The 24,660-nt window shown below is 63.9% G+C and carries 23 protein-coding genes, 1 tRNA gene and 2 pseudogenes; 10 read left to right on the top strand and 16 right to left on the bottom strand.

The window, feature by feature from the left end:
• Positions 1-116 precede the first annotated feature (116 nt).
• Positions 117-386, bottom strand: a pseudogene (locus AKN84_RS50280) (serine hydrolase); the annotation flags it as partial.
• 484 nt (positions 387-870) lie between these two features.
• Between AKN84_RS50280 and AKN84_RS05985 the strand changes: the two are divergent.
• From AKN84_RS05985 to AKN84_RS05975, 3 genes are all read left to right on the top strand, one after another.
• Positions 871-2,277 carry a selenium-binding protein SBP56-related protein gene (locus AKN84_RS05985; RefSeq protein ID WP_050419833.1) on the top strand — a complete coding sequence of 469 codons (1,407 nt, stop codon included), beginning with the start codon at positions 871-873 and terminating at the stop codon, positions 2,275-2,277.
• The gene (locus tag AKN84_RS05980) at positions 2,268-2,948 is read left to right on the top strand and encodes a hypothetical protein (protein WP_050419832.1); all 681 of its coding nucleotides are present in this window, start codon (positions 2,268-2,270) and stop codon (positions 2,946-2,948) included. Before AKN84_RS05985 ends, AKN84_RS05980 begins: the two co-directional genes overlap by 10 nt.
• 146 nt (positions 2,949-3,094) lie before the next feature.
• The gene (locus tag AKN84_RS05975; RefSeq protein ID WP_050419831.1) at positions 3,095-4,234 is read left to right on the top strand and encodes a LysM peptidoglycan-binding domain-containing protein; all 1,140 of its coding nucleotides are present in this window, start codon (positions 3,095-3,097) and stop codon (positions 4,232-4,234) included.
• 20 nt (positions 4,235-4,254) lie between these two features.
• Here AKN84_RS05975 and AKN84_RS05970 read toward each other — a convergent pair whose 3' ends face one another.
• On the bottom strand, positions 4,255-4,635 hold the full coding sequence (locus tag AKN84_RS05970; protein ID WP_050419830.1) for a c-type cytochrome: 381 nt from the start codon (positions 4,633-4,635) through the stop codon (positions 4,255-4,257).
• A 112-nt stretch (positions 4,636-4,747) separates the two neighbouring features.
• Here AKN84_RS05970 and AKN84_RS05965 point away from each other — a divergent pair.
• Positions 4,748-5,550: pseudogene (locus AKN84_RS05965) on the top strand (NAD-dependent protein deacetylase).
• A 154-nt stretch (positions 5,551-5,704) separates the two neighbouring features.
• Here AKN84_RS05965 and AKN84_RS05960 read toward each other — a convergent pair.
• The 9 genes from AKN84_RS05960 to AKN84_RS47200 all read right to left on the bottom strand — a co-directional run bounded on the left by AKN84_RS05960 (position 5,705) and on the right by AKN84_RS47200 (position 12,048).
• Positions 5,705-6,001 carry a hypothetical protein gene (locus tag AKN84_RS05960; RefSeq protein WP_050419829.1) on the bottom strand — a complete coding sequence of 99 codons (297 nt, stop codon included), beginning with the start codon at positions 5,999-6,001 and terminating at the stop codon, positions 5,705-5,707.
• Positions 5,998-6,276, bottom strand: a complete 279-nt coding sequence (gene minE, locus AKN84_RS05955; protein ID WP_050419828.1) for a cell division topological specificity factor MinE — start codon at positions 6,274-6,276, stop codon at positions 5,998-6,000. Before minE ends, AKN84_RS05960 begins: the two co-directional genes overlap by 4 nt.
• Positions 6,276-7,091 carry a septum site-determining protein MinD gene (gene minD, locus AKN84_RS05950; RefSeq protein WP_050419827.1) on the bottom strand — a complete coding sequence of 272 codons (816 nt, stop codon included), beginning with the start codon at positions 7,089-7,091 and terminating at the stop codon, positions 6,276-6,278. Before minD ends, minE begins: the two co-directional genes overlap by 1 nt.
• Positions 7,092-7,112: 21 nt before the next feature.
• Positions 7,113-7,823 carry a septum site-determining protein MinC gene (gene minC, locus AKN84_RS05945; RefSeq protein WP_050419826.1) on the bottom strand — a complete coding sequence of 237 codons (711 nt, stop codon included), beginning with the start codon at positions 7,821-7,823 and terminating at the stop codon, positions 7,113-7,115.
• A 430-nt stretch (positions 7,824-8,253) separates the two neighbouring features.
• On the bottom strand, positions 8,254-8,517 hold the full coding sequence (locus AKN84_RS05935) for a hypothetical protein (RefSeq protein WP_050419824.1): 264 nt from the start codon (positions 8,515-8,517) through the stop codon (positions 8,254-8,256).
• Between the two features lie 45 nt (positions 8,518-8,562).
• Entirely contained in the window at positions 8,563-9,279 is a 717-nt protein-coding gene (locus tag AKN84_RS05930; RefSeq protein ID WP_244484947.1) for a TetR/AcrR family transcriptional regulator, read from the bottom strand.
• 239 nt (positions 9,280-9,518) lie between these two features.
• Positions 9,519-10,529 carry a phosphate ABC transporter substrate-binding protein PstS gene (gene pstS, locus AKN84_RS05925; protein ID WP_050419823.1) on the bottom strand — a complete coding sequence of 337 codons (1,011 nt, stop codon included), beginning with the start codon at positions 10,527-10,529 and terminating at the stop codon, positions 9,519-9,521.
• A gap of 193 nt (positions 10,530-10,722) precedes the next feature.
• The gene (locus AKN84_RS05920; RefSeq protein ID WP_167351839.1) at positions 10,723-11,700 is read right to left on the bottom strand and encodes a tripartite tricarboxylate transporter substrate-binding protein; all 978 of its coding nucleotides are present in this window, start codon (positions 11,698-11,700) and stop codon (positions 10,723-10,725) included.
• Positions 11,701-11,745: 45 nt separating this feature from the next.
• On the bottom strand, positions 11,746-12,048 hold the full coding sequence (locus tag AKN84_RS47200; RefSeq protein ID WP_050419822.1) for a type 2 periplasmic-binding domain-containing protein: 303 nt from the start codon (positions 12,046-12,048) through the stop codon (positions 11,746-11,748).
• Between the two features lie 451 nt (positions 12,049-12,499).
• On the opposite strand from AKN84_RS47200, the gene AKN84_RS05910 reads away from it, so the two are divergent.
• The 5 genes from AKN84_RS05910 (at position 12,500) to AKN84_RS05890 (ending at position 18,400) form a co-directional block, all read left to right on the top strand.
• Complete coding sequence (locus tag AKN84_RS05910; protein ID WP_128970489.1) at positions 12,500-14,308, top strand: adenylate/guanylate cyclase domain-containing protein; 1,809 nt, start codon at positions 12,500-12,502, stop codon at positions 14,306-14,308.
• Between the two features lie 49 nt (positions 14,309-14,357).
• Positions 14,358-15,263: a phosphatase PAP2 family protein gene (locus AKN84_RS05905; RefSeq protein WP_050419820.1), complete on the top strand. Its 906-nt coding sequence runs from the start codon at positions 14,358-14,360 to the stop codon at positions 15,261-15,263.
• Complete coding sequence (locus AKN84_RS05900; RefSeq protein WP_050419819.1) at positions 15,260-15,874, top strand: papain-like cysteine protease family protein; 615 nt, start codon at positions 15,260-15,262, stop codon at positions 15,872-15,874. Before AKN84_RS05905 ends, AKN84_RS05900 begins: the two co-directional genes overlap by 4 nt.
• Positions 15,855-16,517: a hypothetical protein gene (locus AKN84_RS05895; protein WP_050419818.1), complete on the top strand. Its 663-nt coding sequence runs from the start codon at positions 15,855-15,857 to the stop codon at positions 16,515-16,517. The genes AKN84_RS05900 and AKN84_RS05895 overlap by 20 nt, the downstream gene beginning before the upstream one ends.
• Positions 16,518-16,723: 206 nt before the next feature.
• Positions 16,724-18,400: an alkaline phosphatase family protein gene (locus tag AKN84_RS05890; protein ID WP_128970487.1), complete on the top strand. Its 1,677-nt coding sequence runs from the start codon at positions 16,724-16,726 to the stop codon at positions 18,398-18,400.
• Between the two features lie 112 nt (positions 18,401-18,512).
• On the opposite strand, the gene AKN84_RS05885 is transcribed toward AKN84_RS05890, so the two are convergent.
• From AKN84_RS05885 to AKN84_RS05870, 4 genes are all read right to left on the bottom strand, one after another.
• Positions 18,513-18,893 (bottom strand): TadE/TadG family type IV pilus assembly protein, encoded by a 381-nt coding sequence (locus AKN84_RS05885; RefSeq protein ID WP_198960894.1) that lies wholly within the window; start codon positions 18,891-18,893, stop codon positions 18,513-18,515.
• Complete coding sequence (locus tag AKN84_RS05880; RefSeq protein WP_128970486.1) at positions 18,890-19,387, bottom strand: TadE/TadG family type IV pilus assembly protein; 498 nt, start codon at positions 19,385-19,387, stop codon at positions 18,890-18,892. Before AKN84_RS05880 ends, AKN84_RS05885 begins: the two co-directional genes overlap by 4 nt.
• Positions 19,388-19,401: 14 nt before the next feature.
• Complete coding sequence (locus tag AKN84_RS05875) at positions 19,402-20,664, bottom strand: TadE/TadG family type IV pilus assembly protein (RefSeq protein ID WP_128970485.1); 1,263 nt, start codon at positions 20,662-20,664, stop codon at positions 19,402-19,404.
• A gap of 221 nt (positions 20,665-20,885) precedes the next feature.
• Positions 20,886-23,186, bottom strand: a complete 2,301-nt coding sequence (locus AKN84_RS05870) for a fused MFS/spermidine synthase (protein ID WP_050419816.1) — start codon at positions 23,184-23,186, stop codon at positions 20,886-20,888.
• Between the two features lie 215 nt (positions 23,187-23,401).
• Here AKN84_RS05870 and AKN84_RS47195 point away from each other — a divergent pair, with 215 nt between their 5' ends.
• Complete coding sequence (locus AKN84_RS47195) at positions 23,402-23,758, top strand: hypothetical protein (protein ID WP_050419815.1); 357 nt, start codon at positions 23,402-23,404, stop codon at positions 23,756-23,758.
• 442 nt (positions 23,759-24,200) lie between these two features.
• Here the strand turns inward: AKN84_RS47195 and AKN84_RS05860 are convergent.
• A tRNA-Ser gene (locus tag AKN84_RS05860) sits at positions 24,201-24,290 on the bottom strand.
• Positions 24,291-24,660 lie beyond the last annotated feature (370 nt).

Raw genomic sequence — 24,660 nt, 5'->3', positions numbered from 1 at the left:
ACCCAGTCCGGGCTCCTTCCCATGTCGCGAAGCGACTGCTCACGCCCGCCTGCAAACCCCTCGTCCCAGTCGAGGCCCGACGTCATGTTGAGCAGGTGCTGGACCGTGATGGCCTTCTTGCGCTCGTCGACATCAGCGATGTTGCGATCGGAAAAGAAATCCAGCATCGGATGATCGAGACGATCCAAGAGACCATCCTTGTAGGCGATCGCCAGCAGCGTCGCGACCACCGCCTTGGTGGAGGAGTTGATCGCATGCGGCATGTCGGCGGTAAAGGGCGCGTAATACGCATCGAGCACGACGCGGCCATGGCGCGTCACCAGCAGGCTGTCGAAGCTGCGCGTGGTGCCGGCCGCCACCAGCTTGGCCAGGACAGCCGAATCCATGCCGTGCTGCTCAGGCGTTGAGGTTTCCCACTGAGCTGTCGGCCAGACCGGCTCGGCGCGTTGCGCATTGGCCGCGCCGGAATAGGCCGATGCGAGCAGGATGGCTGCGCCCAGCGCAGCCCTGATCCGTGACGAAAGCCCAACGGCGCGATCGACTGCCTGCATAGTCCGCCCCTGCCAGTGACCAACTCGCAAGGCATATACCACGAGCGGCAGCGGTCTTGTCTCACAACTTGCGGATATCGGGTGACGGCGCAGCGAGAGCCGGGCCGCGCGCAAGTCGATGTGTGATACGGCTCACGAATTCGTGGCAGAACGCCACAGCCGATGGGGATGCGCACGTGTTTCCGGGCGGCGCATGATGCCGTAGACTGCCCGCAGCCAACCTCGCGTCCAGCGGAGTGCCAGGCCGCCCCATTCAGACCATTGCAACGCTGCGAACGGCCCGACGTTGGTAACAAGCCGACAAAACCGGGAGTACGTCATGACGATGCGACCCGACCCCACGTTTCACGCCTCGCCCAAGCTTGCGATGGAGGCGCCGCCGGAGCAGTTCGCCTATACGCTGCTGCTCAGTCCCGACTTCCGGAAGCCCGACGCGCTCGCGGTGATCGACGTCAAGCCGGGCTCGAAGACCTATGGCAAGATCGTCCACACCGTGACGATGCCGAACAAGGGCGACGAGTTCCATCACTTCGGCTGGAATGCCTGCTCCTCCGCATTGTCTCCGCTCACCGGGCATGCCTTCATCGAGCGACGCTATCTCATCATTCCCGGGCTGCGGTCGTCGCGCATCTACATCATCGATACAAAACCCTCGCCGCTCGAGGCCAAGATCCACAAGATCATCGAGCCGGAGGAAGTGTTCAAGAAGACCGGCTACTCGCGGCCGCACACCATTCATTGCGGGCCCGATGGCATTTACGTCTCCACGCTCGGCGGCAGCGGCAAGGACGGCACGCAGGGCCCGCCCGGCATCTTCATCATGGATTGCGAGACCTTCGACGTGCTCGGCCGCTGGGAAATCGACCGCGGGCCGCAGACGCTGCATTATGATTTCTGGTGGAATCTGCCGCGCGACTACATGGTGACCAGCGAATGGGCGCTGCCGCCGCAATTCGAGAACGGCATCGTCGCCGAGGATCTGCTGTCGAACAAATACGGTCACCGGCTGCATTTCTGGGATTTGCGCGCCCGGCGCAATGCGCAGACCATCGACCTCGGCGCCAATCACCAGATGGCGCTCGAGGTCAGGCCCGCGCACGATCCGATCCGTGAATACGGCTTTGTCGGCGTCGTCGTCGATACCACCAACCTCGAAGCCTCGATCTGGACCTGGTGGCGTGAGGGCGGAAAATTCCACGCCGAGAAGACCGCGACGATTCCGCCCGAGCCGGCGCCGAAGGAGAAGCTGCCGCCGCTGTTGCAGGGGTTCGGCGCGGTGCCACCGCTGGTGACCGATATCGACCTGTCGATGGACGATCGCTTCCTCTACGTCTCCTGCTGGGGCACCGGCGAGATGCGCCAATACGACGTCCGCGATCCAAGGAAGCCGAAGCTGGCAGGTTCGGTGCATATCGGCGGCATCGCCCGCCGCACGCCGCATCCGAACGGCAAGGCGTTTGCCGGCGGCCCGCAGATGGTCGAGATCAGCCGCGACGGCAAGCGGGTGTACTGGACCAACTCGCTCTATTCGACCTGGGACGACCAGTTCTATCCCGACGGGATGCCGGGCGCCGAGGTCATGGCCAATGTCGGCGCCAATGGCGGGCTGGAGCTCGCCAAGGATTACTTCGTCGATTTCCCCGAGGGCTATCGCCCGCATCAGATCCGCCTCGAGGGCGGCGACTGCTCGACGGATTCGTTCTGCTATCCGTCGGTATGGAATTGAGCGACGTCGATACGACGACCATCTGGCTCTGGCTCGCGATCATCGCAAGCGGTCTCTATCACGGGATCAACCCGGGCATGGGCTGGCCGCTCGCGGTGTCCGCGGGCCTGATGGACAAATCCCAGCGCGCCGTCGTCGGCGCGCTGCTGCCGCTGTCGACCGGCCACCTTGCGGCGATGCTGCTCGTGCTGCTGCCGTTTGCACTGCTGATCGCGCTGGCGGAATGGCAGCGCCCGATCCAGATCGCGGCCGCCATCATCATCATCGGCTTCGGCCTCATGCGTCTCATCAATCGCCGTCATCCGCGCGCGCTGGCCCGGATACCGCCAACCAGATTGGCGCTCTGGTCGTTCGCGGTGGCGATTGCCCATGGCGCAGGCCTGATGCTGCTGCCGATCTATCTCGGCCTCTGCGCGACATCGGCAGCGCAGGACGGCCACATCGCGGCGCAGCGCGTGATCGACCAGAACCTTGCGATGGCGCTTTTGGTCGCGCTTGTCCACACCGCCGCCATGCTCGGCGCCGGCGGCCTGCTGGCATGGCTGGTCTATCGCTACCTCGGCGTCAAATTCGTCGCGCGGAGCTGGTTCAATCTGGAGACGGTCTGGGCGGTCAGCCTCGTTCTTGTGGGGCTTGCCGCGCTCGCCGTCACTGTCGCGGAGTGGCCGTGAACTGCCGGGCCGGCCGGGCCGCCCGAGAGAAGTAATCCTTTCATCCGACTTGATGGCCGGCGCAAAGCGGCGCAGTCTCTAGGGAACCCCACGGGGCTGCAGCGTCGCGCGCGGACGCGCGGAGGCATTGATCCGCGGATGACATCATGAACGCTACGGCGATGCGACTGGTGATACCGTTGCTGGCCCTTGCGGCCGGCGGCACGGCGGCGCTCATCTTCGGCATCCACCGAACCCAGCAGATTCTGGCCGAGAGTCCGCGTTTGATGGCGACGGCGCCGTCCGCGCAAGGCCAGGACAAAAACCAGGACAAGACCGCGCTCGCGAAGGCGCAAAGCGAGACCGCGGCCCTGGCCAACGCGCTGGCAGCACCGTCGCCGGTGCCGGGCGACAACGCGGTGCCGGAGTTCGACGTCGTCAATGTCGAGCCGACCGGCGAGACTGTTGTCGCCGGTCGGGCGCTACCTGGCGCGACGGTGGAATTGCTGCGCAACGGCGAGGTGCACGATCGCGCCGTGGCGGACAAGTCCGGCCAGTTCGTCATGGTGCCGCGCCCGCTTCCGCCGGGAAACCATGACCTGACGCTGCGCATGACGCGCGACGGCAAGCAGGTGGTCTCCAAACAGAGCGTGGCCGTGGCGCTCGAGGCTGCGGCAAGGGAGCGGCCGATGGTGGCGCTGATGACGCCGGACAAGCCGGTCCGGGTGCTATCGCAACCTGCGGCGACGCCGCAGACCGCCGGGAAAGTGGCGGTCGAGGCGGTCGAGACCGAGCCGGGCGGCATGCTCCATGTCAGTGGCCAGGCCGCGCCCGGCGCGACCGTCAGGCTCTATCTCAACGGCAGCTTGATCACCTCCGCCACCGCCGACGCGGCGGGGCACCTCTCGGTCACGATCAACAAGGGCGTCGCGGCCGGCAACTATCAGGTCCGGCTTGACGAGGTCGACCCCGGGTCCGGCAAGGTCCGCGCGCGTGCCGAGGTGCCGTTCAACGTTCCGGACACGACGACGACCGCATCGATCCCGGCCTCGTCCGGCCGTGCGGATGCGACCGCACCGCGGCTCGCGGCGGCGACGGCCACCGACGCATCGAGCTCACCCTCCGCCGTGATCGTGCCGAAGGTCACGACCACCACGGTTGCCCGCGGCGACAGCCTGTGGCGGATCAGCCAGCGCGCATTCGGCGCCGGACAACGCTACGCTGTGATCTACCGGGCAAACCAGCAGCAGATCCGCAACCCCAATTTGATCTATCCCGGTCAGGTCTTCGTTGTGCCGGCACGGTGAGGCCGGCCTTCCGCCAACCGTCACTTGCCCGGGGATTTCAGGAACGCCACGATCCTGGCGCGATCCTCCGCCGAGCGCACGCCGGTGTACGGCTTCATGCCGTTGCCCGACACAACGGCTTCGGGATCCTCGATGAAGCGCAGCAGCGTGCGCTCATCCCAGACGATGTCGGATGACTTCATCGCCTCGGAATAAGGAAAGCTCGCAACCGATCCGGCCTTGCGCCCGACGATGTTGTGCAGGTTCGGGCCGACGCGGTTGTCGCCATCCTTGACGGTGTGGCAGGTGCGGCAGGAATTGTTGAACGCCTGCTCGCCTGACACGCCTGCGTCCTGGCCAAAGGACGGCGAGAGCGGCAGGGACGCCAATCCGCATAGCAGGACAATCAATCTTGGCCGCATCGATCACTCCGTCGGACGTGCCATGCCGTCAACGCAGAGGCCGTACGAAAGGTCCGCCCCCGACAGGCACCACATCTGGCGCAGGCGTGCGGTCCGCACTAGATGTGCTGTCATGCAGCACCCCGCCCTCGAGGATTTCGTCGCCGGCCACCAGCGCCTGTTTGTCCTGACCGGGGCCGGCTGCAGCACCAATTCCGGCATCCCTGATTATCGCGACAGCGACGGCAACTGGAAGCGGACCCGGCCGGTCACCATCCAGGCCTTTTTGGGCGAGGCGGCGACGCGGCAGCGCTACTGGGCGCGCAGCATGGTCGGCTGGCGGCGGTTCGGCCGCGCGATGCCGAATGGAGCGCATCGCGCGCTGGCGAAGCTCGAACAGCAAGGGCGCTGCGAGCTGCTCTTGACGCAGAATGTCGACCGCCTGCACCAGGCCGCGGGCAGCCAGCGCGTGATCGATCTGCACGGCCGGCTCGACGTGGTGCGTTGCCTCGGCTGCGGCGCCACGATGCCGCGCGAACAGTTCCAGGGCGAACTCGTGCGGCTGAACCCGACCTGGATTGCGCTCGATGCCACTGATGCGCCCGACGGCGATGCCGATCTCGAGCAGGATTTTTCGTCATTTGTGGTGCCGGCCTGCGAGCCTGCGGCGGCGTGCTGAAACCCGATGTGGTGTTCTTCGGCGAGAACGTGCCGCGCGACACGGTTGCATTAGCGCAGGCGCATCTCGATCAGGCCGACGCCTTGCTCGTGGTCGGCTCCTCGCTGATGGTCTATTCCGGCTTTCGCTTCGTCCGGATGGCGGAGCAGCGCGGCCTGCCGATCGCCGCCGTCAATCTCGGCCGCACCCGCGCCGACGAGCTGCTGACGCTCAAGGTCGAGGACCAGTGCGAACAGGCGCTGGCGTTTTTGCTGTAGACCCCCGACCTCTCCACGTCATTGCGAGGAGCGAAGCGACGAAGCAATCCACCGGCCCGCATATGCGGAGGGATGGATTGCTTCGTGGAGCCTGTCATCGGGCGCGCGTTCGCGCGACCCGTTGGCTCGCAATGACGACGGACAGAATGATCGCCTACGCCCGATGCCGCGGCGCCTTGGCCATCGGCAAATTGGCGTTCCAATGCGTCCAGCTGACGCTGGCGAGGCTGCCGAGATCCGTCGCCAGCGGGCGGCGGGTGCGGCGCTCGTATTCGGCGATGCAGCGGCCCGATTCGCCGATCTTTCGCTGCAATTCGTCGATCGTCATCTGCGTCGCACGGCCGCAATTGGCCTTGCCGATCTGATCGACCTCGATCTGCTTCAGCGCCGCACGCAGCTTCTTGAGCTGCGCGCGCTGCCAGGCAATGTGACTGTCGCTGTCTGCCGTCATGTGGCTGCCACCATCTTTGATCGTTGCACGCCGTTGGGAACCTCGATGTCGACCTCGAGCATCGAGACGAACTTGCCGCGATCCATCCGGACCACGACCTTGTCGGGATCGACGTCGATATGCTTGGACACCACGCTGAGGATTTCCGAGCGCAGCGTCTCCAGAAGGTCAGGCGCACCATTCCGGCCACGCTCATGCGAAAGCAGGATCTGCAACCGCTCCCGCGCGACGGGCGCCGATGCAGCGCGGCCGCCGAACAGCCGCATTACGTTCATCATGCCGCCCTCCGTCGCAGCAGCCGGTCCATCAGCCCCTTGCGCTCGACCGGCACGGTCATCTCGACCTGCTCCCCCATCAGGCGCCGCACCGCGTCGGTATAGGCCCGCGCCGGCGCGCTGCTTGCAGCGTTCAGCGTGACCGGGCAGCCGACATTGGAGGCGCGCAGCACGTCCTGGCTTTCCGGGACGATGCCGAGCAGCGGCGTCGCAAGGATCTCCAGGATATCGTCGATCGACAGCATCTCGCCGCGCGCGGCGCGGCCGGCATCATAGCGGGTGACCAGAAGATGCTTCTCGACCCGCTCGCCGCGCTCGGCGCGGACCGTCTTGGAGTCCAGCATGCCGATGATGCGGTCGGAGTCGCGGACCGACGACACTTCCGGATTAGTGACGATGATGGCCTCATCGGCGTAGCGCATCGCGAGCGTCGCGCCGCGTTCGATGCCGGCCGGGCTGTCGCACAGGATCCAGTCGAACTTGGTCTTGAGGTCGGCGATCACGCGCTTGACGCCCTCTTCGGTCAGCGCGTCCTTGTCGCGGGTCTGCGACGCCGGCAAGAGCCAGAGGTTTTCCAGCCGCTTGTCGCGGATCAGGGCCTGCGGCAGCTTGGCGACGCCCTGCACCACGTTGATCAGGTCGAACACGACCCGCCGTTCCGCGCCCATCACCAGGTCGAGGTTACGCAGGCCGACATCGAAATCGATGACGACGACGTTCTGGCCCATTTGCGCAAGCGCCGCGCCAAGCGCGGCGGTTGAGGTCGTCTTGCCGACCCCGCCCTTCCCAGACGTCACGACCAATACCTTGGCCATTCTCTCTCTCCTTGTGGTCGGTCAGTTCAATGGTGTGATGCGCAGCATTTCGCCCTCGAGCCACGCCTGGGCGGGCCGGTTGCGCAAGCTGTCGGCGATTTCATCTGCGGTCTGGTAGTAGCCGTCGATCGCGAGCAGCTCGGCCTCGATCTTCTGGCAGAAGATCCGAGCCGCCGAATTGCCGTTGATGCCGGCCATCGCGCGGCCGCGCAGCGTGCCGTAGACATGGATCGAGCCGCCGGCGACGATCTCGGCGCCGGAGCCGACCGAGCCGAGTACGGTGACGTCGCCCTCGGCAAACACGATCGACTGGCCGGAACGAACCGGGCTCTCCAGCAACAGCGACGGCAGCTTGCTCTTGTCCTTGTCTTTTTCCTTCGGCGGCGGCGCCTTCGGCTCGACATGGGTGATCGCGCAGGCGCGGCCGCCGGTCAGCAGCGGCGGCATGTTGGCGCCGAGCTTCGATTCGTCGACCCCCTCGATGCCGAGGATGCGGATGTTGCGTTCGGCGAGGCTGCCGATCAGATGCGCGATCGCAGCCTGGCTGAGATCGACCGCCGAGAGGTCGAGCACGACAGGCTTGCCACTGAAGAAACCCGGGGACTTCCCAAGCGTCGCGTCGATCTCGGCGAGCCAGGACACGACCGGCACGACCGGCGAGAAAACGAACGCGACATAGGAACGGCCGCGCATGCGGACCTGCTGACGTGCGACCTGTTGAGTTGCGTCCATCGCCCCTGACTCGGTTGTCTTGTCGAATGGTTAACAATCGGCCCGCATGGTTAACCAAAGGTTAACAGACGTCGGGGTTTTCACTGATTTGGGACAGGTGGCTCTTCGGCACCATCGGCTCGAGCGGCGGGCTCGTTTTGAGCTGGATCAAAGTCAATCGGGCCCAATCGAGCTATCATTCCGGCGCGCGTTGGCCAGGCCACATCATGACCAACTCCAGTTGGACTGAGATTCTGCGGTGCCCAAAATGCCGGCGCACGGGGCACGCCGAGCTGTTCGAGATCGCCCCTTTCCGCAATCGGATCCTAAAGGTCTCGGAGGATTTCGAGATCCGCACCGACGAGCGCGGCAGCGATTTCCAATGCCGAAGTTGCAAGCTGCCGGCCCTGCCATGACGTCGGATGTCTGCGGCAGGACCGGACGGCGCGGATCAACGCCGGGCCGACGGTGAACGCTCGGCCTGCACGGACGCCTCGAACACCGCGCGGCACGACGGGCTGAGCTGCTCGACCTGCGCGGCCATGCAATCCCTGATCCGGCCGCGATCCGGAATGTAGGCGCCACAGAGGCGGACGGCGTCACCCATGCAGGCCTGGCGCTGCATCGATTCGTTCGGTCCGGACTGGGCCAAGGCGGGCGTCATGGCAGGCGCGACCGTTGCGGCGAACAGCACGAGGGCAAGGCGAAGTTTCATGGATCACTCTCTCACTGGCAGTTGAAGTGTCGTCGAGACCGGATGTCACGGCGCCGGCTTGCGGCCGTCGCTGGCAGCGCGTTCGGCGGCGGCCTGCGACGGCGGAAGGTGCAGAAGCGTTGCGATCGTGGTGTCGAGCAGCTCGGTCCAGGCCGTCGCAGGATCGATCTCGGGCGCGAACCGGCCGAGCAGCATCGGAAAAGCCGGCGGCTGGTTGAGGGCCGCATTGAGCAAGGCAAAGAACAGCGCCGGATGACTGCTGCGGATGATGCCTGCGGCGATGCCGGCCTGGAACAGCTCGCGCGCGCTCTCATAGGCCGGACGCAGCAGCTTCTCGGTCACCAGCGTGGAGCGCTCGGGTGCTTCCGCGCCATGGCGAACCACGAAATTCCTCACCTGCGGATGCGCGGCGTAGAACGTTGCGACCGTGATGATGAGATCGCGCAGTCGGTCGCCGAGCGACCGCGTCGTGTCGGTCGCGATCGCATGCACCTCGGCCATCACGGGCATCGTGAGCACGACGATGCGGTCGAGGCAGGCCTCCCACAGCGCGGCCTTGTTGCCGAAATGGACCCGCACGAGGTTCGGCGCGACGCCCGCCGCCGCAGCGACGCTGCGCAGGTCGGCGCCGTCAAAGCCCTGTGCCGCAAAGGCCTCGGTCGCCGCAATCAGCAGCGCCTGGCGGCCGTCGGGCATGTCCTTGCTGCGGCGCCCCTTGGGCCGGGCGACCGGCGCGGTTGCCGTCTTGCTCGTATTGATCATCGTTGTCTCTATATGTTCGATTGTACATATATGACCTCAGATGCGCTGTTCAAGGCCCTTGCCGGTAGAGACGTTCGGCGAAAATTCCCTTTTCAAGTCAAAGGGCTAGATTCGATCCGGAGCCCCGGCAAGACCTTCTCGCGCCCGGCGGCGCGGCTCGACGGCCGCCGAGCCCAAACAAAAGAGCCGGCGTCGATCGACGCCGGCTCCCGCAATTGCGCGTGGTGGAAAGGAGCGTCTCAGCTCTTCACGTCGGCGGCCCAGGTCTTCTCGATCTGCTTCACGACGCTGTCGGGCATCGGGATGTAGTCGAGCTCCTCAGCGCTCTTGGCACCCTTGTCGAAAGCGAACTTGAAGAACTTGAGCGCTTCCTTCGAGGCCGCCTTGTCGGTCGCATCCTTGTGCAACAGGATGAACGTCGAAGCGACGATCGGCCAGGACTTGTCGCCGGGCTGGTCGGTCAGGATCAGGTAGTAGCCGGGCGCGTTGGTCCAGTCGGCGTTCGAGGCGGCAGCCTGGAATGCTTCGTTGGTCGGCTGGATGGTCTTGCCGGCCTTGTTGACCAGCGCGGTGTAGGTCAGCTTGTTCTGCTTGGCATAGGCATACTCGACATAACCGATCGAGTTCTTGGCCTGCGCGATGTTGCCCGCGACGCCTTCGTTGCCCTTGGCGCCGACGCCGATCGGCCATTCGACGGCAGTACCGGACCCGATCTTGCTCTTCCAGTCCGGGCTGACCTTGCTCAGATAGTCGGTGAAGTTGAAGGTCGTTCCCGAACCGTCGGCGCGATGGACGACCGAGATCGCTTCGGACGGCAGCTTGGCCTTCGGGTTGAGCTTCTTGATCGCCGCGTCATCCCATTTGGTGATCTTGCCGAGGAATATGTTGGCAAGCGTCGGACCGTCGAGCACCAGATCGCCGGCCTTCACGCCTTCGAGGTTCACCACCGGCACGATCGCGCCCATGATCATCGGCCACTGCGCAAGACCGTCCTTCTGCAACTGGTCGGACTTCAGCGGCGCATCGGTCGCGCCGAAGGTCACGGTGTTGGCTTCGATCTGCTTGATGCCGGCACCCGAACCGATCGATTGGTAATTCACACCGCTGCCCGAATCCTTCTTGTAGGCATCGGCCCACTTGGACAGGACGGGGAAGATGAAGGTCGAGCCGGCACCGGTGATGTCGGCTGCGAAGCTGGGCGTAGCCATGACCACCAGACCGGCGGCCACGATCGATTTAACGAATTTCATGCTGATCTCCGTGGAAACGCGAGAAGTCTCGCGTGCTCGATGCTCTCGTTAGCAGCGGCAACGTTTTTCCGAACGCCGGTGACGTTGGCGTGACAGCGGTGCTTAACCTTTGGCCTACATCGAAAGTCCGAAAACGGCAGGGTGCCTGCCATTCGCGCTGCGTTGAAGCTTGCTGGAACATCGCGGCTGGAACTTATTCCGCCTTGATGTTGGCCGATTTGACGATCGGCCACCATTTCTCGATCTCGGCGGCCTGATGGTCGCGCAGCGCGGCGGGGCTCTGCTTGTCCGGTGGCGGGATTTCCTGCCCGAGCTCGGCGAAGCGCTGCCGGACGGCGGGCTCGGCGAGCGCCGACATCACCGCCTTCGACAGAACAGACACGATATCGGCAGGCGTGCCCTTCGGTGCCCAGATGCCGTGCCAATAGGCAATGTAGAGACCCGGCAATCCCGCCTCATCGACGGTCGGAATATCGGGCGCCGATGCAAGCCGCGATGACGCCGTCACCGCGAACGCCTTCACGGTTCCACTCTTCACCTGCGGCAGCGAGTTGGAGGCCTGATCGAACATGATGTCGATGTGCCCGGCCATCAGATCGTTCAGCGCGGGGCCGGCGCCGCGATACGGCACGAAGGAGAAGTTCGTGCTCGTCAGCTGCTGGAAGAACACGCCGGCGACATGCGCGCCAGAGCCCGGGCCCGCGGTGCCTGCCGTCGCCTTGTCGCCATTGGCCTTGAGCCAGGCGATCAGCTCTTTTAGATTCTTCGCCGGCAAATCGGGCCGGCCGATGATGAGCTGCGGCCCGCTCGCGATCAGCGCAATCGGCGCGAACTCGCGCACGTCATATTGCAGCTGATAGATCGCGCCGTTGAGGCAATGCGTGCCCCAATGCCCGATCGTGATCGTGGTGCCATCGGGTGTCGCGCGCGAGGCGCGCAGCCCCGCAACGGTGCCCGAAGCGCCGGTGACATTTTCGATGATGACGGGATGGCCGACCGCGTTGCGCATGTATTCGGCGAGGATCCGCGCCAGCACATCGGTCGGCCCGCCGGCGGCGAACGGCACGATCATGGTGATCGGGCGTGCCATGGTTTCGGCGCGCACACCTGATGATGCAAGCGGCAGCGTCGCAGCACCAAGCGCGAATTGCAGGAATGGCCGGCGAGACATCCTTGGCATGCGCGTTCCCCCTCCTGCTGTCATAGAGCCGCGCGCCTAGAAGCTCCAGCCCTTCGACGTGCCCCAATCGATCATGAATTGCTCGGTCTCGCGCCCGGCATCGGCAAGCCAGGCGGTGAAGTCGGCGATGGCGCCGGCGCTTTCATTGTCGGTCAGATAGAACGAGCGGTATTCGCGCTTGCGCAGACCGAGATCGCCGAACGGCAGGCAGAGCTGGCCGGCCATCAGCTCGTCGATGACCAGAAACAGCGGAAACAGCCCGATGCCGATCCGCTCGATCGTCGCCTGCAGCGCGAAGAACATCTGCTCGAACCGCAGCGTCTCCTGATCCGCGCTCATCTCGCCGCCGGCCTGGCCAGCCAGAATCCCCCACCCGCGAGCTGGTGCAGCCGACGACGGCGCTCGCAACGATGCTCGCTCGCCGGCTCGCGTGCATTGCCGACGCCGGGCACCTGCCCCAGGTGGGTCACCAGGACGACGTCGGCGCCGCGATCGAACGGCCTTTGCGGGAGTTGGCCCAATCTGCATAACGCCGACCGGGAATTCTCACCCCGTGCCATCTTGGTACTGAGCGCTTTGGCCATCTGCGGAGGAAGTGGATCGCAAGGCGCAGATATGGGCGTGGGCTGATAGCCATCATCTGTAGCGAATTCCCGGATAAACAGCTCTTTGCCTGCCCCTTTTTGTGGCGCTCGGCGACGCTCACCAACGAGTCCCGCCCCGGTGGCGACAGGGTCGTTTCCGCATGCTAACGTACATGGAAGGTTATAGCGCGACGGTATAAGCGGGCATGGCAGTGCACACTGACCCTGTGTTGTCCTCTCAAGTGCTGCCTCCCTTTGAGCGGGCTTGTCGCGCGGTCCTTGCGGCTGACGTGGTTGGCTACACCCGACTGATGGAAGCGGCCGAGCTCGAAACCCATCAACGCTATCGCACTCTCCGGGTCGAAGTCACCGATCCGACCATCGTCTCCCATCGCGGTGAAATCGTGAAGAACACCGGCGACGGGTTTCTCGCGGTCTTCGAGAGCCCGCTGGATGCGGTCGAATGCGCGACCGAGTTACAGCAGGAAATCCTCTCCCGGGAGAGCCAGCACTCTCCCGAGCGCCGCATCGCATTTCGAATTGGCATCCATTGGGAGCCCGTCATCTTCGATCTCGACGACGTCTACGGAAGCGCGGTCAATATCGCCGCGCGTCTTCAGACGACTGCGCCGGCAGACGGGATCGTGGTCTCATCGGCCGTGCTCGACAATCTTGATGGCGCCGGAGACCTGAAATTCGACAGTCTCGGCGACCTTCGGCTGAAGAACCTAACCCGAGCTGTCCCCGCGTTCTCGCTGCGATTGCCGGGGGTGGACCGCGGCGCGGCAGTCGGGTTCGCGCGCTCGCCTTCCAGGCGGGCAAAATTGCCCTCGATCGCCGTCCTGCCGCTCGTCAGTCTTTCAGACGACCCCGCCGACAATTATTTCGCCGAGGGATTCGTCGACGATATCATCGCGACGCTCAGCAATATTAAACATCTTCTGGTCGTTGCCCGCGGGTCGACCATGATGATCGATCGCCGCGCCGTCGACTACGGAACGGTGGCCGGCGAACGACTTGGCGTGCGGTATTTGCTCAGTGGCAGCATTCGTCGCGCCGGCGATCGAATCCGGCTCTCTGTCGAGCTCGGTGACCTGTCGACGGCATCGGTCATATGGGCTGAGAAATACGAAACCGATATCGAGCACATCTTCGGCGTGCAGGACGAAATCGCCCTCATGATCGTCGGCCGCATCTCGACACACGTGCGCCAGGCCGAGGTGAAGCGCGCGCTGCGGAAGCGCCCGCACAATCTGAACTCGTACGATTATTTCCTGCGCGCGCTTGATCTGCTCTACAAGCTGGACTTCGCCAGCTTTTCGATGGCGCGGACGCTGCTGGAGCGGGCGCGCGAAGAGGACGACGGCTATGCGGCGCCATATGCGTTTTCAGCGCGCTGGCACATGCTGAACATCGCCGAGGGCCGGTCGACCGATCCCAGCGCCGAGATCGCCGAGATCATCCGGCTCTCGAATTGCGCCATCGAACGAGATCCATCCGACGCGCTTGCCCTTTCACTGCAGGGGCACGCGCGGAGCGCGTTCCATTTTGACTTTGACACAGCCCTGGACTGTTTTGACCGCGCGCTTGCCGCGTCGCCAAACAATCCCTGGGCATGGATGTTCAGCAGCGCAACATACGGCTTCATCGGCAAGCCAGCGTCGGGAATCGAACGAGCCGAACGAGCCATTCGGCTGTCGCCGCTGGATCAACAAGCCTTCACCAGTTTTTCGCGGCTCGGCCAAAATCATTATTTGAACGGCACCTATGAGGAGGCCATTCGCTGGTCGCGAAAGGCGCTCAGCCTCAATCCCCGATACGGAAACGCGATCCGGATCGCAGCGGCAAGCCTCGTGGCCGTCGGCCGGCATGAGGACGCCGCGCTGTTGGCAACACATCACCGGTCGGTTCTGCCGCAATTCACTGTGTCTCATTACGCGCCGCGTTGCCCTTTCAAGGCGGAGCAAGCTTCACTTTACGTGCAGCGGCTGGAAGCCGCCGGACTTCCTGTCTGAATTTGGAGTGCCTGATTGACAAATTGATTACTGGAGCTGGGAGGTTGCAATGCAGTTTCACGTATTTGATGGCGGCGGGGACGGTGGCGGCGACGGCGGCGGGGATGGCGGGGGAGGCGGCGGTCAAAGCTATGGCGCGGGCGGAGCCTATATGGGTTCGCCGCCAGCACAGGGCGCACCTTTCCTGATCTTCGATCCGCTGGGCGGTGAAATCTGCGAGAAAGACCTCAATTTCAACGTGGTTTTCCCTCGGTCGGGATGGGAGCCCGACCTTTTTGGCGTGATCGCGCTGGCTGAGTTCGGTCAGACGAATTGGCGTCGCTCCATTCAAGCTCCGGATCCGCCACATCGTCATGCCGATATTTTTGCCGAAATCGATCAGTTGGCCGCAATGGCGCGCGATGAGCGCCCTCGCCTGATCGGTGAAATTCTCGATCAAAATACGCGACTGCGCGGCTATTTTGCCGAAGTCTTGATGATGTCGCCGTGGTCACATCCCAGCTCGCTCAAGATCATCGAGATGGCGATCCGGGTTGCGCAAATGGTGGCGATCGACTTCAAGCTCCGGTTCAATCGGGCTCGGCCGCAACAGATCTGTCCTGCGCTCGTTCCCTTGATCAATTCGCCGGGGCACGCCTCGTTTCCGAGCGCGCATTCGCTCGAAAGTCACCTGATCGCTCTGGCGCTCGCGGAGATGCATCCTCGACATACCAAACGGTTGCTCGTCGCGCTGGCCGATCGCATCGGGCGCAATCGCGAGGTGGCAGGCGTCCATTACCCGAGCGATACCCACGCCGGAAAGGTGATTGCCGGCCAGGCTTTCGAGATCCTCAAGGAATGCCCGACATTCAAGGCAGTGTTGGCCGAGGCCAAACGTGAGCCCGGCAAGGCCGGGACACTCGTCCTGCCGTCCGGACGTTCGACCTCCAAGAAGAAGCGGGGGAAACGATCGTGACACCGGCAGCAGACGAAATCGCTTCTCTCGTCGGCGCGACATGCGTCCCGATCAAATTGCCCCCGTTCAGGCGATCGAGATGGCGGCTGCTCGACTTCAAGAACCAGCACCAGGAAAAGACAAACTGGTGCTGGGCCGCCGTCGCGGCCAGCATCGCCCATTTTTATCGTCCCTCCAGCAGGGTGACCCAATGCGACATTGCGAACGGACAGCTCGGCCGAACTGATTGCTGCGTGGCCGACAAGGATACCTGCAATGTCTACGGCTACTTGATGTCTTCGCTGTTCCGCGTTGGCCATTTCAGGAAATGGACCGCGCGCCGTTCTGCGTCCTTGCTAGAGACCCAGGAAGAGATCGGAGGCAGACGCCCGCTTTGCGTACGCATCGTCTGGAATGGCGGCGGGGCCCACCTTGTCACGATCAAGGGTTACGCGGATGAACCAGCGGTCGGCTTGCCCGCGCAATACGACTACGGCCTGGCGATTGCGGACCCTTGGTGGGGCCTCTCGGATATCAACGCCGAGCAATTTCCGCGCGGCTATATCAACTGCGGCACCTGGACGGACACGTACTACACCAAGAGGGCAACGCATGGCGATTCCAGCAGCTGACTTTCCCGACGACGCCCGCGACGCCGTACTCGCCGGCATGGCCAATCGAGCCCGCACGCGGGGCTTTGCGACGCCCAAACTCAGCTTCGCGCATCGCAATCATCGCGAAGACCTCGAGCTTTGCGCACCGCATCGCATGGCGTTACTGCCGTTGAGCACGTTGCGCCGTCTGGCCAGAACTGACAGGTGCGTGGCCAAGCCTCCAGCCAAGATTGAGCTGCCCGCGCTCAGTTCCGTAGCGACCATCCTCGGCTGGCGGTTTCTCATCTATGACAAGACTGTTCTTGAGCCGATCGCTGCGGCTCATGCCGTCTTCACCGACGCGAGCGGTTATCGGTTGGCCGAACTGAACGAAGGACCATACGTAACCGGCTTTCTGAAAGCGCTTCAGGCACCCGCCGTGCGCCGCGCGATCTCATCCGATCGGGACGATGACAAACCTTGTGAGCCGCTGTTGCTGCTCGCTCCGGCGATCTGTTTTGCCGGATTGTGGATCCGGCATCAGGACAGCGATAAGGACTTCATCCTGCCGATGGATCCCAACCTCTTGCCGGCCTTCCACAATGTGAAGCCCACAGAGGTTCTCACTGCCTTGGTTCAAGCGTCGGTCGCAATTCCAACCGACAGCGCTTCGGCAGGGTGACACGCGCAGCCAAGCGCAATTTGGCGAGCGAACCAATCATTGCGTCGCGTCGCCCGGCCGGCGCGTAGCCCACCCTTGTGCCGGCCATCTCGGCTACGGTCATCGAACTCGCACGAAAGCGTCATCCCTCCGTCAACTGACCGCGACAAGTTGTCGCGGACAGTGCTGGCCATTCCAATCCTGTCGGAAAAAGAGAGGGGCGATTCATGAGAGGTTTTCGTGACTATGTCTTGTCGACTGCCGCGATCGCGGCGACCATGCTTGCCTGCGGCGTCGCAGCCGCGCAAGCGGATGATGACAACGGGCATTCGCAGCGGCATGGCTACAAGCACGTCTTGCTGATCAGCGTCGACGGCATGCACGCCGTCGATTTGAAGCGTTGGGTCGAAAGCCGCCCCGGCGGCAACTTCGCCCAGCTCACCGGCAAGGGCGTCGTCTATCCGAACGCCTACACCACCGCTCCGTCCGACAGCTATCCCGGCATGCTCGCGCAGGTCACGGGCGCGACGCCGAAAGGCGGCGGCCTGTTCTATGATGACAGCTATGACCGCAACGAGTATCCGGCCAAGGCCTTCTATACCAGCCAGAATCTTCCGGACCCGGGTTGCGTGAGCCCGGCAGGCACCGAACTCACCAACTTCGAAGCGCTCGACAAGACCTTCGATTACTCCAGCGGACTGGTCGCCGATTACACTGCCGGCGGCACGCTCGGCCAGGTCTACACGCAGCTCGATCCGGACCACATGCAGCGCAAGCTGGTGAACGGCCAGTGCGTTCCGGTCTATCCGCACGACTACGTGCGCACCAACACGATCTTCGAAGTCATCAAGCAGGCCGGAATGCGCACGGCCTGGTCCGACAAGCATCCGGCCTATGAGGACCTCGCGGGCCCGTCGGGCAAGGGGCTCGACGAGCTCTTCACGCCGGAGATCAACGCGCAGGACACGATCAACGCCGGCGCCAAGCCCGGCGACGACTACACCAAGAGCTTTGTCGGTGTCCGTTCATACGACTCGCTGAAGGTGCAGGCGGTGTTGAACTGGATCGACGGCTACAACGGCACGCGAACCCAGCATCAAGGCGTCCCCGCGATCTTCGGCATGAACTTCCAGGCGGTCAGCGTTGGCCAGAAGCTCGCCAAGGCCGGCCACGCCGACACCGACAAGTCGCTGGTCGGCGGTTATGCCGACGCCAACGCGACGCCCGGCAATGCGCTCACGCAGCAGCTCCAGTTCGTGGACGATGCGCTCGGCAAGTTCGTCAACGAGCTCAAGGCGCAGAACCTCTACGATTCGACGCTGATCATCATCAGCGCTAAGCATGGCCAGTCGCCGATCAACCTCGCGGACCGCGTGGCGATCTCGGATGCGCTGTACAGCAACACGCCCGGTTTCGGCACCAACGGCTTCGAGATCTGCGACGACGCGGCGCTGGTCTGGCTGTCGCCGGAGCTGCAGCAGGCGACCAATCCGGCGACCGGCAATCCCTATTATGCCGACGCCAAGGCCTACATTCTGGCCCACGCCGCCGATCTGCATATCCAGAAGCTGCTCGACCGCGATGAACTGACCAAGCTCTACGAAGATCCGTTCCACAACAGCCGGGTGCCGGACTTCATCGCCATCACCGATCACGGCGTGATCTGCACCGGCGGCAGCAAGCTCGCCGAGCATGGCGGCTTCTCCAAGGACGATCGCAATGTCCTGCTGCTGCTCTCCTCGCCTCGCATCAAGCATGCGCGGACAATCGAGGAGACCGCCTTCACCACCCAGATCGCACCGACGATCCTCCGTGCGCTCGACCTCGATCCGCGCAGCCTCCAGGCGGTTCGCGAAGAGGGCGTCGAGGCCCTGAAGTTGAATGAAGGCGCAGAGCGGTTCTGACCGCCGCGGCGCAACGCATCGAAGGCCTGCACCGGCACATCGTGACCGGGCAGGCCGGACAGCCGGGCTTACACTATCGGCGCCTACCGGGCGCCGATTTTCGGATCATGCTCTAGGCAGGAAAGCAGGCCGCGGCCGTCAGCGTGAACGGAGCCAGATTGAGGATCTGGGGAAACTGGAATTGATAATTTGCACTCACCTGGCTGCCGCACGCCGCGGCGCTGTAGCTGAACGTCGAGGACGGCAAGCTCAGTCCAAACGCCTGCTGGGTAGCGTAAGCGGCGATTGCGCTCGGGTTGCCGGTAGGACAAAGCGCGGGGTTGACGCTCGCGCATCGCGCCGTCACCGCCACCGCGTGCTGCATTCCGACCTGCGTCCACATCAACAGCCCGAACTCGATCACGCCGAACAGGAACGCGAAGAAGAGCGGCGCGATCAGGCCGAATTCCAGTGCCGACGCCCCGCTCCGGTCACGCCAGAATGCGCGTTTCACTGCAGTCTCGCCGTGGACTGCGTGCTGATGACATAGCTGTTCGGAACGATCTGATAGTTGATGATCGTCGAGTAGCTGCCTTGCGCCGAGACAACGGTGTAGGTACCCGCCATTCCGCCTCCGGGACAGGTTCCGCCGCAGGTCATGCTAGTGACGCCCGAACTGGTCGCGCAGCCGCAGAACTTGATCGGAGCAGGCGAGGCGCTGATCGCACTGGAGTTCGTCGCGGCAGCCACGGCAGTCGAGATCGCATTGGCGTCGAACCCATGTGCGATGGCATATTCGACGCCCGCCTGCGACGAGCCCTCCACCTGCATCTTGCGGTAGATCGCAAGGCCGATATCGGTCACGGAAACGACCATCAGCGAAAGCAGCGGGACCAGCACGCCGAATTCGATCGCCGCGACACCGCGTACGTCATCTCCGAACCTGCGACGGAAAAAGCTGCGACGCCGCTGAGAACGGCGCTCACTCTCTATTGTGCCCGTTTTCATCTCATCACTCCGGCTTACTCGACAAGCTGTGCTGTTGCCGTACCGATGGCATTGCCGCCCATGGCAGCGCAATTGACCTGGACATTGGAACTTCCGACGATCGAGATCGTGTCCGCGATGATTTGTGTGCAGTTCGCGCTTGTGCCATTGCCGCCGCTGAAACTCAGCGCCGCCTTCGGCAGGTAGACCGCTCCCTGCAGGTTCTGCGTACCGCCGCCCGTCAGGTTGAAGCTGCTGCCGACCGGCATCTTCCGGTCGCCATAGATCGCGATTCCCGCGGTCGTTCCGCTGGTCGGCGCGGTGAGGCTGACATTGGCGTTGCTGCCGATCGTCGCCGTGCCCCAGTTGCCGCTCGACCCGGTAAACACCAGGGTGACGCCCGTTCCCGTGATCGTGGCGTTACCGGCCACCGACAGGTTCGCGCCGTTGAAATAGTAAATCCCGGGATTGAACGTCAGCGTCGCACCGGCGGCGACCGAGATGTCGCCGCAATAGCTGCCCGGACTGAGAGTCGTCGTCCCTTTCACGTTGAACTTGTTCGAGTAGTCGCACCATGTCGGCATCGTGGGCGTAACGTTGGCATAGGGATCGCCGATCGCCCTGATGCCGGTCCGAATGCCGTTGGTCGCCGTGATGCTGCTCGTGCCGGAAACCCCGCCGACCACGCCAACCATGGCCGCAGATATCGTCGCCGTCCCGCTGACGTTGAGCGCCGAGCTGCCGTTGGAGTCGTCATAGAGATTGCAATTGATCAGGTTGAGCTGGGTGTTGCCTTTCACGGTCACGGCGGGATTGGCGGTCGGGTCGAGCGCCAGCACGCAGCCCGTTCCGACATTGCCGAGTGCGACGGCGCGGGCCGTGACCGGCACCGCCCCGGAGCCGAACAGCGCCGACAACAGTCGCGCTTGCGGCTGGGTGATGATGACTTCGACCGCCTGGGTGCTGGAGGTGAAGCTTCCCGTGGACGGAGGCTGGTTCACCGTGACGGTGACGTTGCCGACCCCGTTGGCATAGCCGTAGAACGTCGTGACAGCGTTTGCCTCGGTCACGAGATTGGTGCCGGCGGTGGCTGCACTGACAGCGGCCGAGTCTGCCGCACTCATCATGTTCTTGTGCTTGTAGAACCACCACGCGACCTCAGTGCCGAGCCCTGCGGTCCCGACCAGGACTGGCATCAGTAAGGCGATGATGATCGCGTAGCTGCCGGACCGGTCGCGCGCAAAGCGCTTCAGGAGACCGTCCTGCCGGCCTCGGCACTCATCCGGTGCCGACCTCATTTGCGAGGATATTCCAACTTCCGCCTTCCAAGGGATGAAGGCCGTCATGTTGTCCTCACGCCGCTCGTTGCAAGCTGCTCCGATTCCTACGGCATGACAATTTAATGTCAGCTCTGCGCGATCGACGAAAATCGGACCTGGCGCTTAACACTCCTTTAGCCAATTCGGGCGGGGCTGCGGCGGGACGACCGTGGAAGACGGCCGCGCACGTCTATGCGCGCTCAGGAGCCGAACTTCGCCCGCAGCATGGGACCAAGGAGATTCGAGTAGTCGTCCGTCCAGAGTGCGCTGGCAGGATCCGGTGACATGGCGGTCCAATGCCGTGCCGCCTCGCCGGCATCCTCGGGCGTGCGCGCCAGCATGACCACCCGGGACGCCGTCCTGAGCGTGGTCATGACGTCGCCGGCGGGATGCCCCTCCTTGAACAGCGCGATCAACCCCTCGGAGCGCGCGACATTGGCCAGGATCGGCGCCAGATCGAGATGGCGGTTGGAGATATGCACGAGAATGCTGCCGTGCGGCGTCAGCTTCGACAGATAGCCGGCAATCGCTTCATGCGTCAGCAAATGGACAGGAATGCCATCGGATGAGAAGGCGTCCAGCACGATCAGGTCGTAGCGATCGGGCGAGGCCTGCAACGTCAGGCGCGCATCGCCGAGCACGAGCCTGGCCTTCGGCGCGCAGCGCGATAGGAAGGTGAAGAATGCGGGATTGCTCGCGATCCGGATCACCTCGGGATCGATCTCGAAGAAGGTCCAGCTCTCTCTGCCGCGAAGATAACAGGCGAGCGAGCCGGTCCCGAGACCGACGACCGCGACCCGCTCGAAGCCGTCCTTGAAGCGATCCTTGAAACGGTCCTTGAAACGCTCCTTGGCGCCGCGTGCCGCCACGATCCCTTCGGCCAGCGGGCTGCCCGGATAATAATAGCTCTGGGGCTCGGGCGCTCCCGCGACCGGTGTGCCATCCTCGCTACGCAACCGCTCGGCGCCGTGCATCGTGTTGCCGTGAAACAGCAGCCGTGCACTGCCGTCGGCAAGATCGACCACCGTATGGACACCGAAGAAGCTGCGCGCGGTCTCGATCGGGGCCATGCCGGGACGCCACAACGTCGTCAGCAGCAGGCCCATGACCACCAGCCCGGCGAAGGCCACCGGACGCTGCCGCAGCAACAGCATGCAGGCCGTCAGCACGACCAAGAGGGCGCTGAACGGCAGCTCGAAGGCGGCCGGCAGCCGCAACTGGGTCACGTACCAGACCATGGCAAGCGCGATCGCCGCCGCCAGCCATGGCGATGCCTTCACCAGTGTCCGGCGCGCGCCGCCTGCAAACATGCCGGGGAGCGCCAGCAACGCGAGCGCGATCAGGATCGGATATTCGTAGTTGCCGGAGAAAATCTGCGGCGCCAGCAGTCCCGCGAAGGCGCCGCCCAGCACGCCGCCGAACGAGGTGCACAGGAAGAACTCCGTCAGCCGCTCCGGGTGTGGGCGCCGGGCATACAGCTCGCCGTGGCACAGCAGCGTCACCAGCGTGAACACCACCAGGTGGAGCACGATCGTCGTGAGCCAGAACACCTTGGCGCCCACCAGACTGATCGCGAGCGGAGCCGCGGCGAACGGCACGAGCCGCACCACGGTCGCGTGGCTGATCCACGGCCGATCGCGGAACACGACCACGAAGGTGAACAGATAAAGCGCCAGCGGAATGACCCACAGAAACGGCGTTGCCGCGACGTCGGTCGTCAGATGCGCGGTCACCGCGATGACCAGCCCCGATGGAACGGCCGCAAGCGCGATCCAGCGCAGCCGGTCAGCCACGCTGACGATCGATGTCTGCGGCGTCGGCGCCGCGCCCGCAACGCCATTGCCTCGTCGGAGCACGAAGGCGACCGCCGTGACGAGGAGCGCGAGCACCGCAAAGCCGACCGACCAGGCGCTCGCCTGCATGTTCAGCGTCAACAGCGGTTCGACGACCGCGGGATAGGCAAACAGCGCCGCAAACGAGCCGAGATTCGACGCGGCATAGAGCACGTAGGGATTGCTGGCCTCGCGATGGCCACTGGCGGCGAACCAGCTCTGCAGCAAAGGGGCGCTGGCCGACAGCGTGAAGAACGGCAAGCCGATCGACGCCGCGAACAGCCCGAACAGCCAGAGCGCCGTTCCATCCGCCGGCGGCGCACCCCAATTCGGCGCGATCGCGATCGGCAAGGTCATCGCCGTGACGGCGAGCAGAAGCAGATGGACCAGCCCCGCGCGCTGCGGCCCGAGAAAGCGGCCGAGCAGATGGGCATAGGCATAGCCGGCAAGCAGCACGGCCTGGAAGAACACCATCGCCACCGACCAGACCGAGGGCGCGCCACCGAGCTTCGGCAGCACCATCTTTGCGAACATCGGCTGAATCAGAAACAGCAGCAGCGCGGACACCAGCAGCGTCGCCACGCTGAGGAACGGCAGGAGGCGCGTATCATCGACAGAACGCGCCGCCGCGGGCAGCGTTTGATCCGGCGCATTCTCGACGACTGACATCCGCTGGTTCCCGCAACCCCGCCTTGCAGGGTAGCTTCGCCGCGCCTAAGCAAGCGTTAAGCGGAGGCCGGCGCCGATATCCAGCAATTGCCGGCGTTCGCGTTCCGCCAGCACGAACACGCGCCCGTCGGTATGCCGGCACAGCCACGCGCGGCGTTGCGCGACGGGCGCAACGAGGCATGGCGAGAGACTGAATTGCAGCGAAGTCTCGCGACATGGACGAATTCCTGACCTCGCTCGGCATGACGATCGAATTCCACGCGTTCGATGCCGTCAATCTGGGGCGGATCGCGCAGCTCATCAACAAGACCAACCAGTTCAACCTGACGACGCGTCGCTACACGCAGTCCGAGGTCAAGACCATGTCGCGCTCGCCCGATTGCCTGACCTTCCAGATCAGGCTTCGCGACCGCTTCGGTGACAACGGGGTGATCGGAGTCGTCGTTGCGCGAAAGAAAGACGCGATCTACGACATCGACACCTGGTTGAATCTTCCGTCCCATCGCGTCACTGCGCTTGGCCGCAAAGAACTCGGCCAGGACAGGAATATCGTCGGGCCGATCGCAGAGTAACGGCACCTCCAGCTCGAATCCGCGCGCAGGCGAAAATAGAGGTCCTGCCGAAACTCGCCGGCGGCGACTAGCGCCCGAAGCGCTGTCATGCTGAACCAGACGGTATGACGGCGTCAATGAATCCTCATATCCTGTCCGCTCATTTGTTGGAGGTGCAAACTCGGTTGCAGTGTGGACTGACCAACTCTGCAAACCTGCTTAGCTAATTCCATGACTGTCCGCAGATGATGTTGTCGCGCGCGTCCTCGTCGACGCAGAGGATTTCCGACGAGCACAAAAGCTCCCCTCTTATTCCAAGCGGAATGCATCGAAGCCACTCTTCCGTGTCGTCGAATTGAATCAACCGCTTCGCCGCCACCCTCGGCTTTCGCCCATGGATCGGCGGACGATTGAGCGTACGAGATCGCACAAAATGGTGGTCAGGTATGGAGGATCGTCCAGATGGCGGAGAGAGTGGGATTCGAACCCACGGTACGGTTTCCCGCACACACGCTTTCCAAGCGTGCGCCTTAAGCCACTCGGCCATCTCTCCGGGAGGCCTCTCTTGAAGGGACGGGGCGGATTTTGCAAGGGAGCGCGGGGCTAGCGCGCGAAATTTCCCCAATTGATTGAAAATATTAGGTAAATTGGCGCCGAGATCGGCCGGACGGCGCGCCTTGTCTACCGTTACGCGCCGATTCTGGCCGGTAGCCGGTCAAAGACCGGCGCAAATCACGTCATGCATGCGATCGGATGGGTTCGGAGCTTTCGCGGAGCCCGTCATCTGCCGCGCAGCGCCCAGCCGCGACCCACCGGTGCACCACGAACTCGCCGTCGTCCCGGCGAAGGCCGGGACCCATTACCCCGAATGCGCATTGTTGCGCGACGCTGAGGCCACGATCTCGTTCGCAATTGAATGCGGT

The organism is Bradyrhizobium tropiciagri, from assembly GCF_001189845.1.
In the GTDB taxonomy this organism is placed as follows: domain Bacteria; phylum Pseudomonadota; class Alphaproteobacteria; order Rhizobiales; family Xanthobacteraceae; genus Bradyrhizobium; species Bradyrhizobium tropiciagri.
The sequence above is the reverse complement of the archived record's forward strand: the minus strand, read 5'-3'. Positions and strand labels throughout refer to the sequence as shown.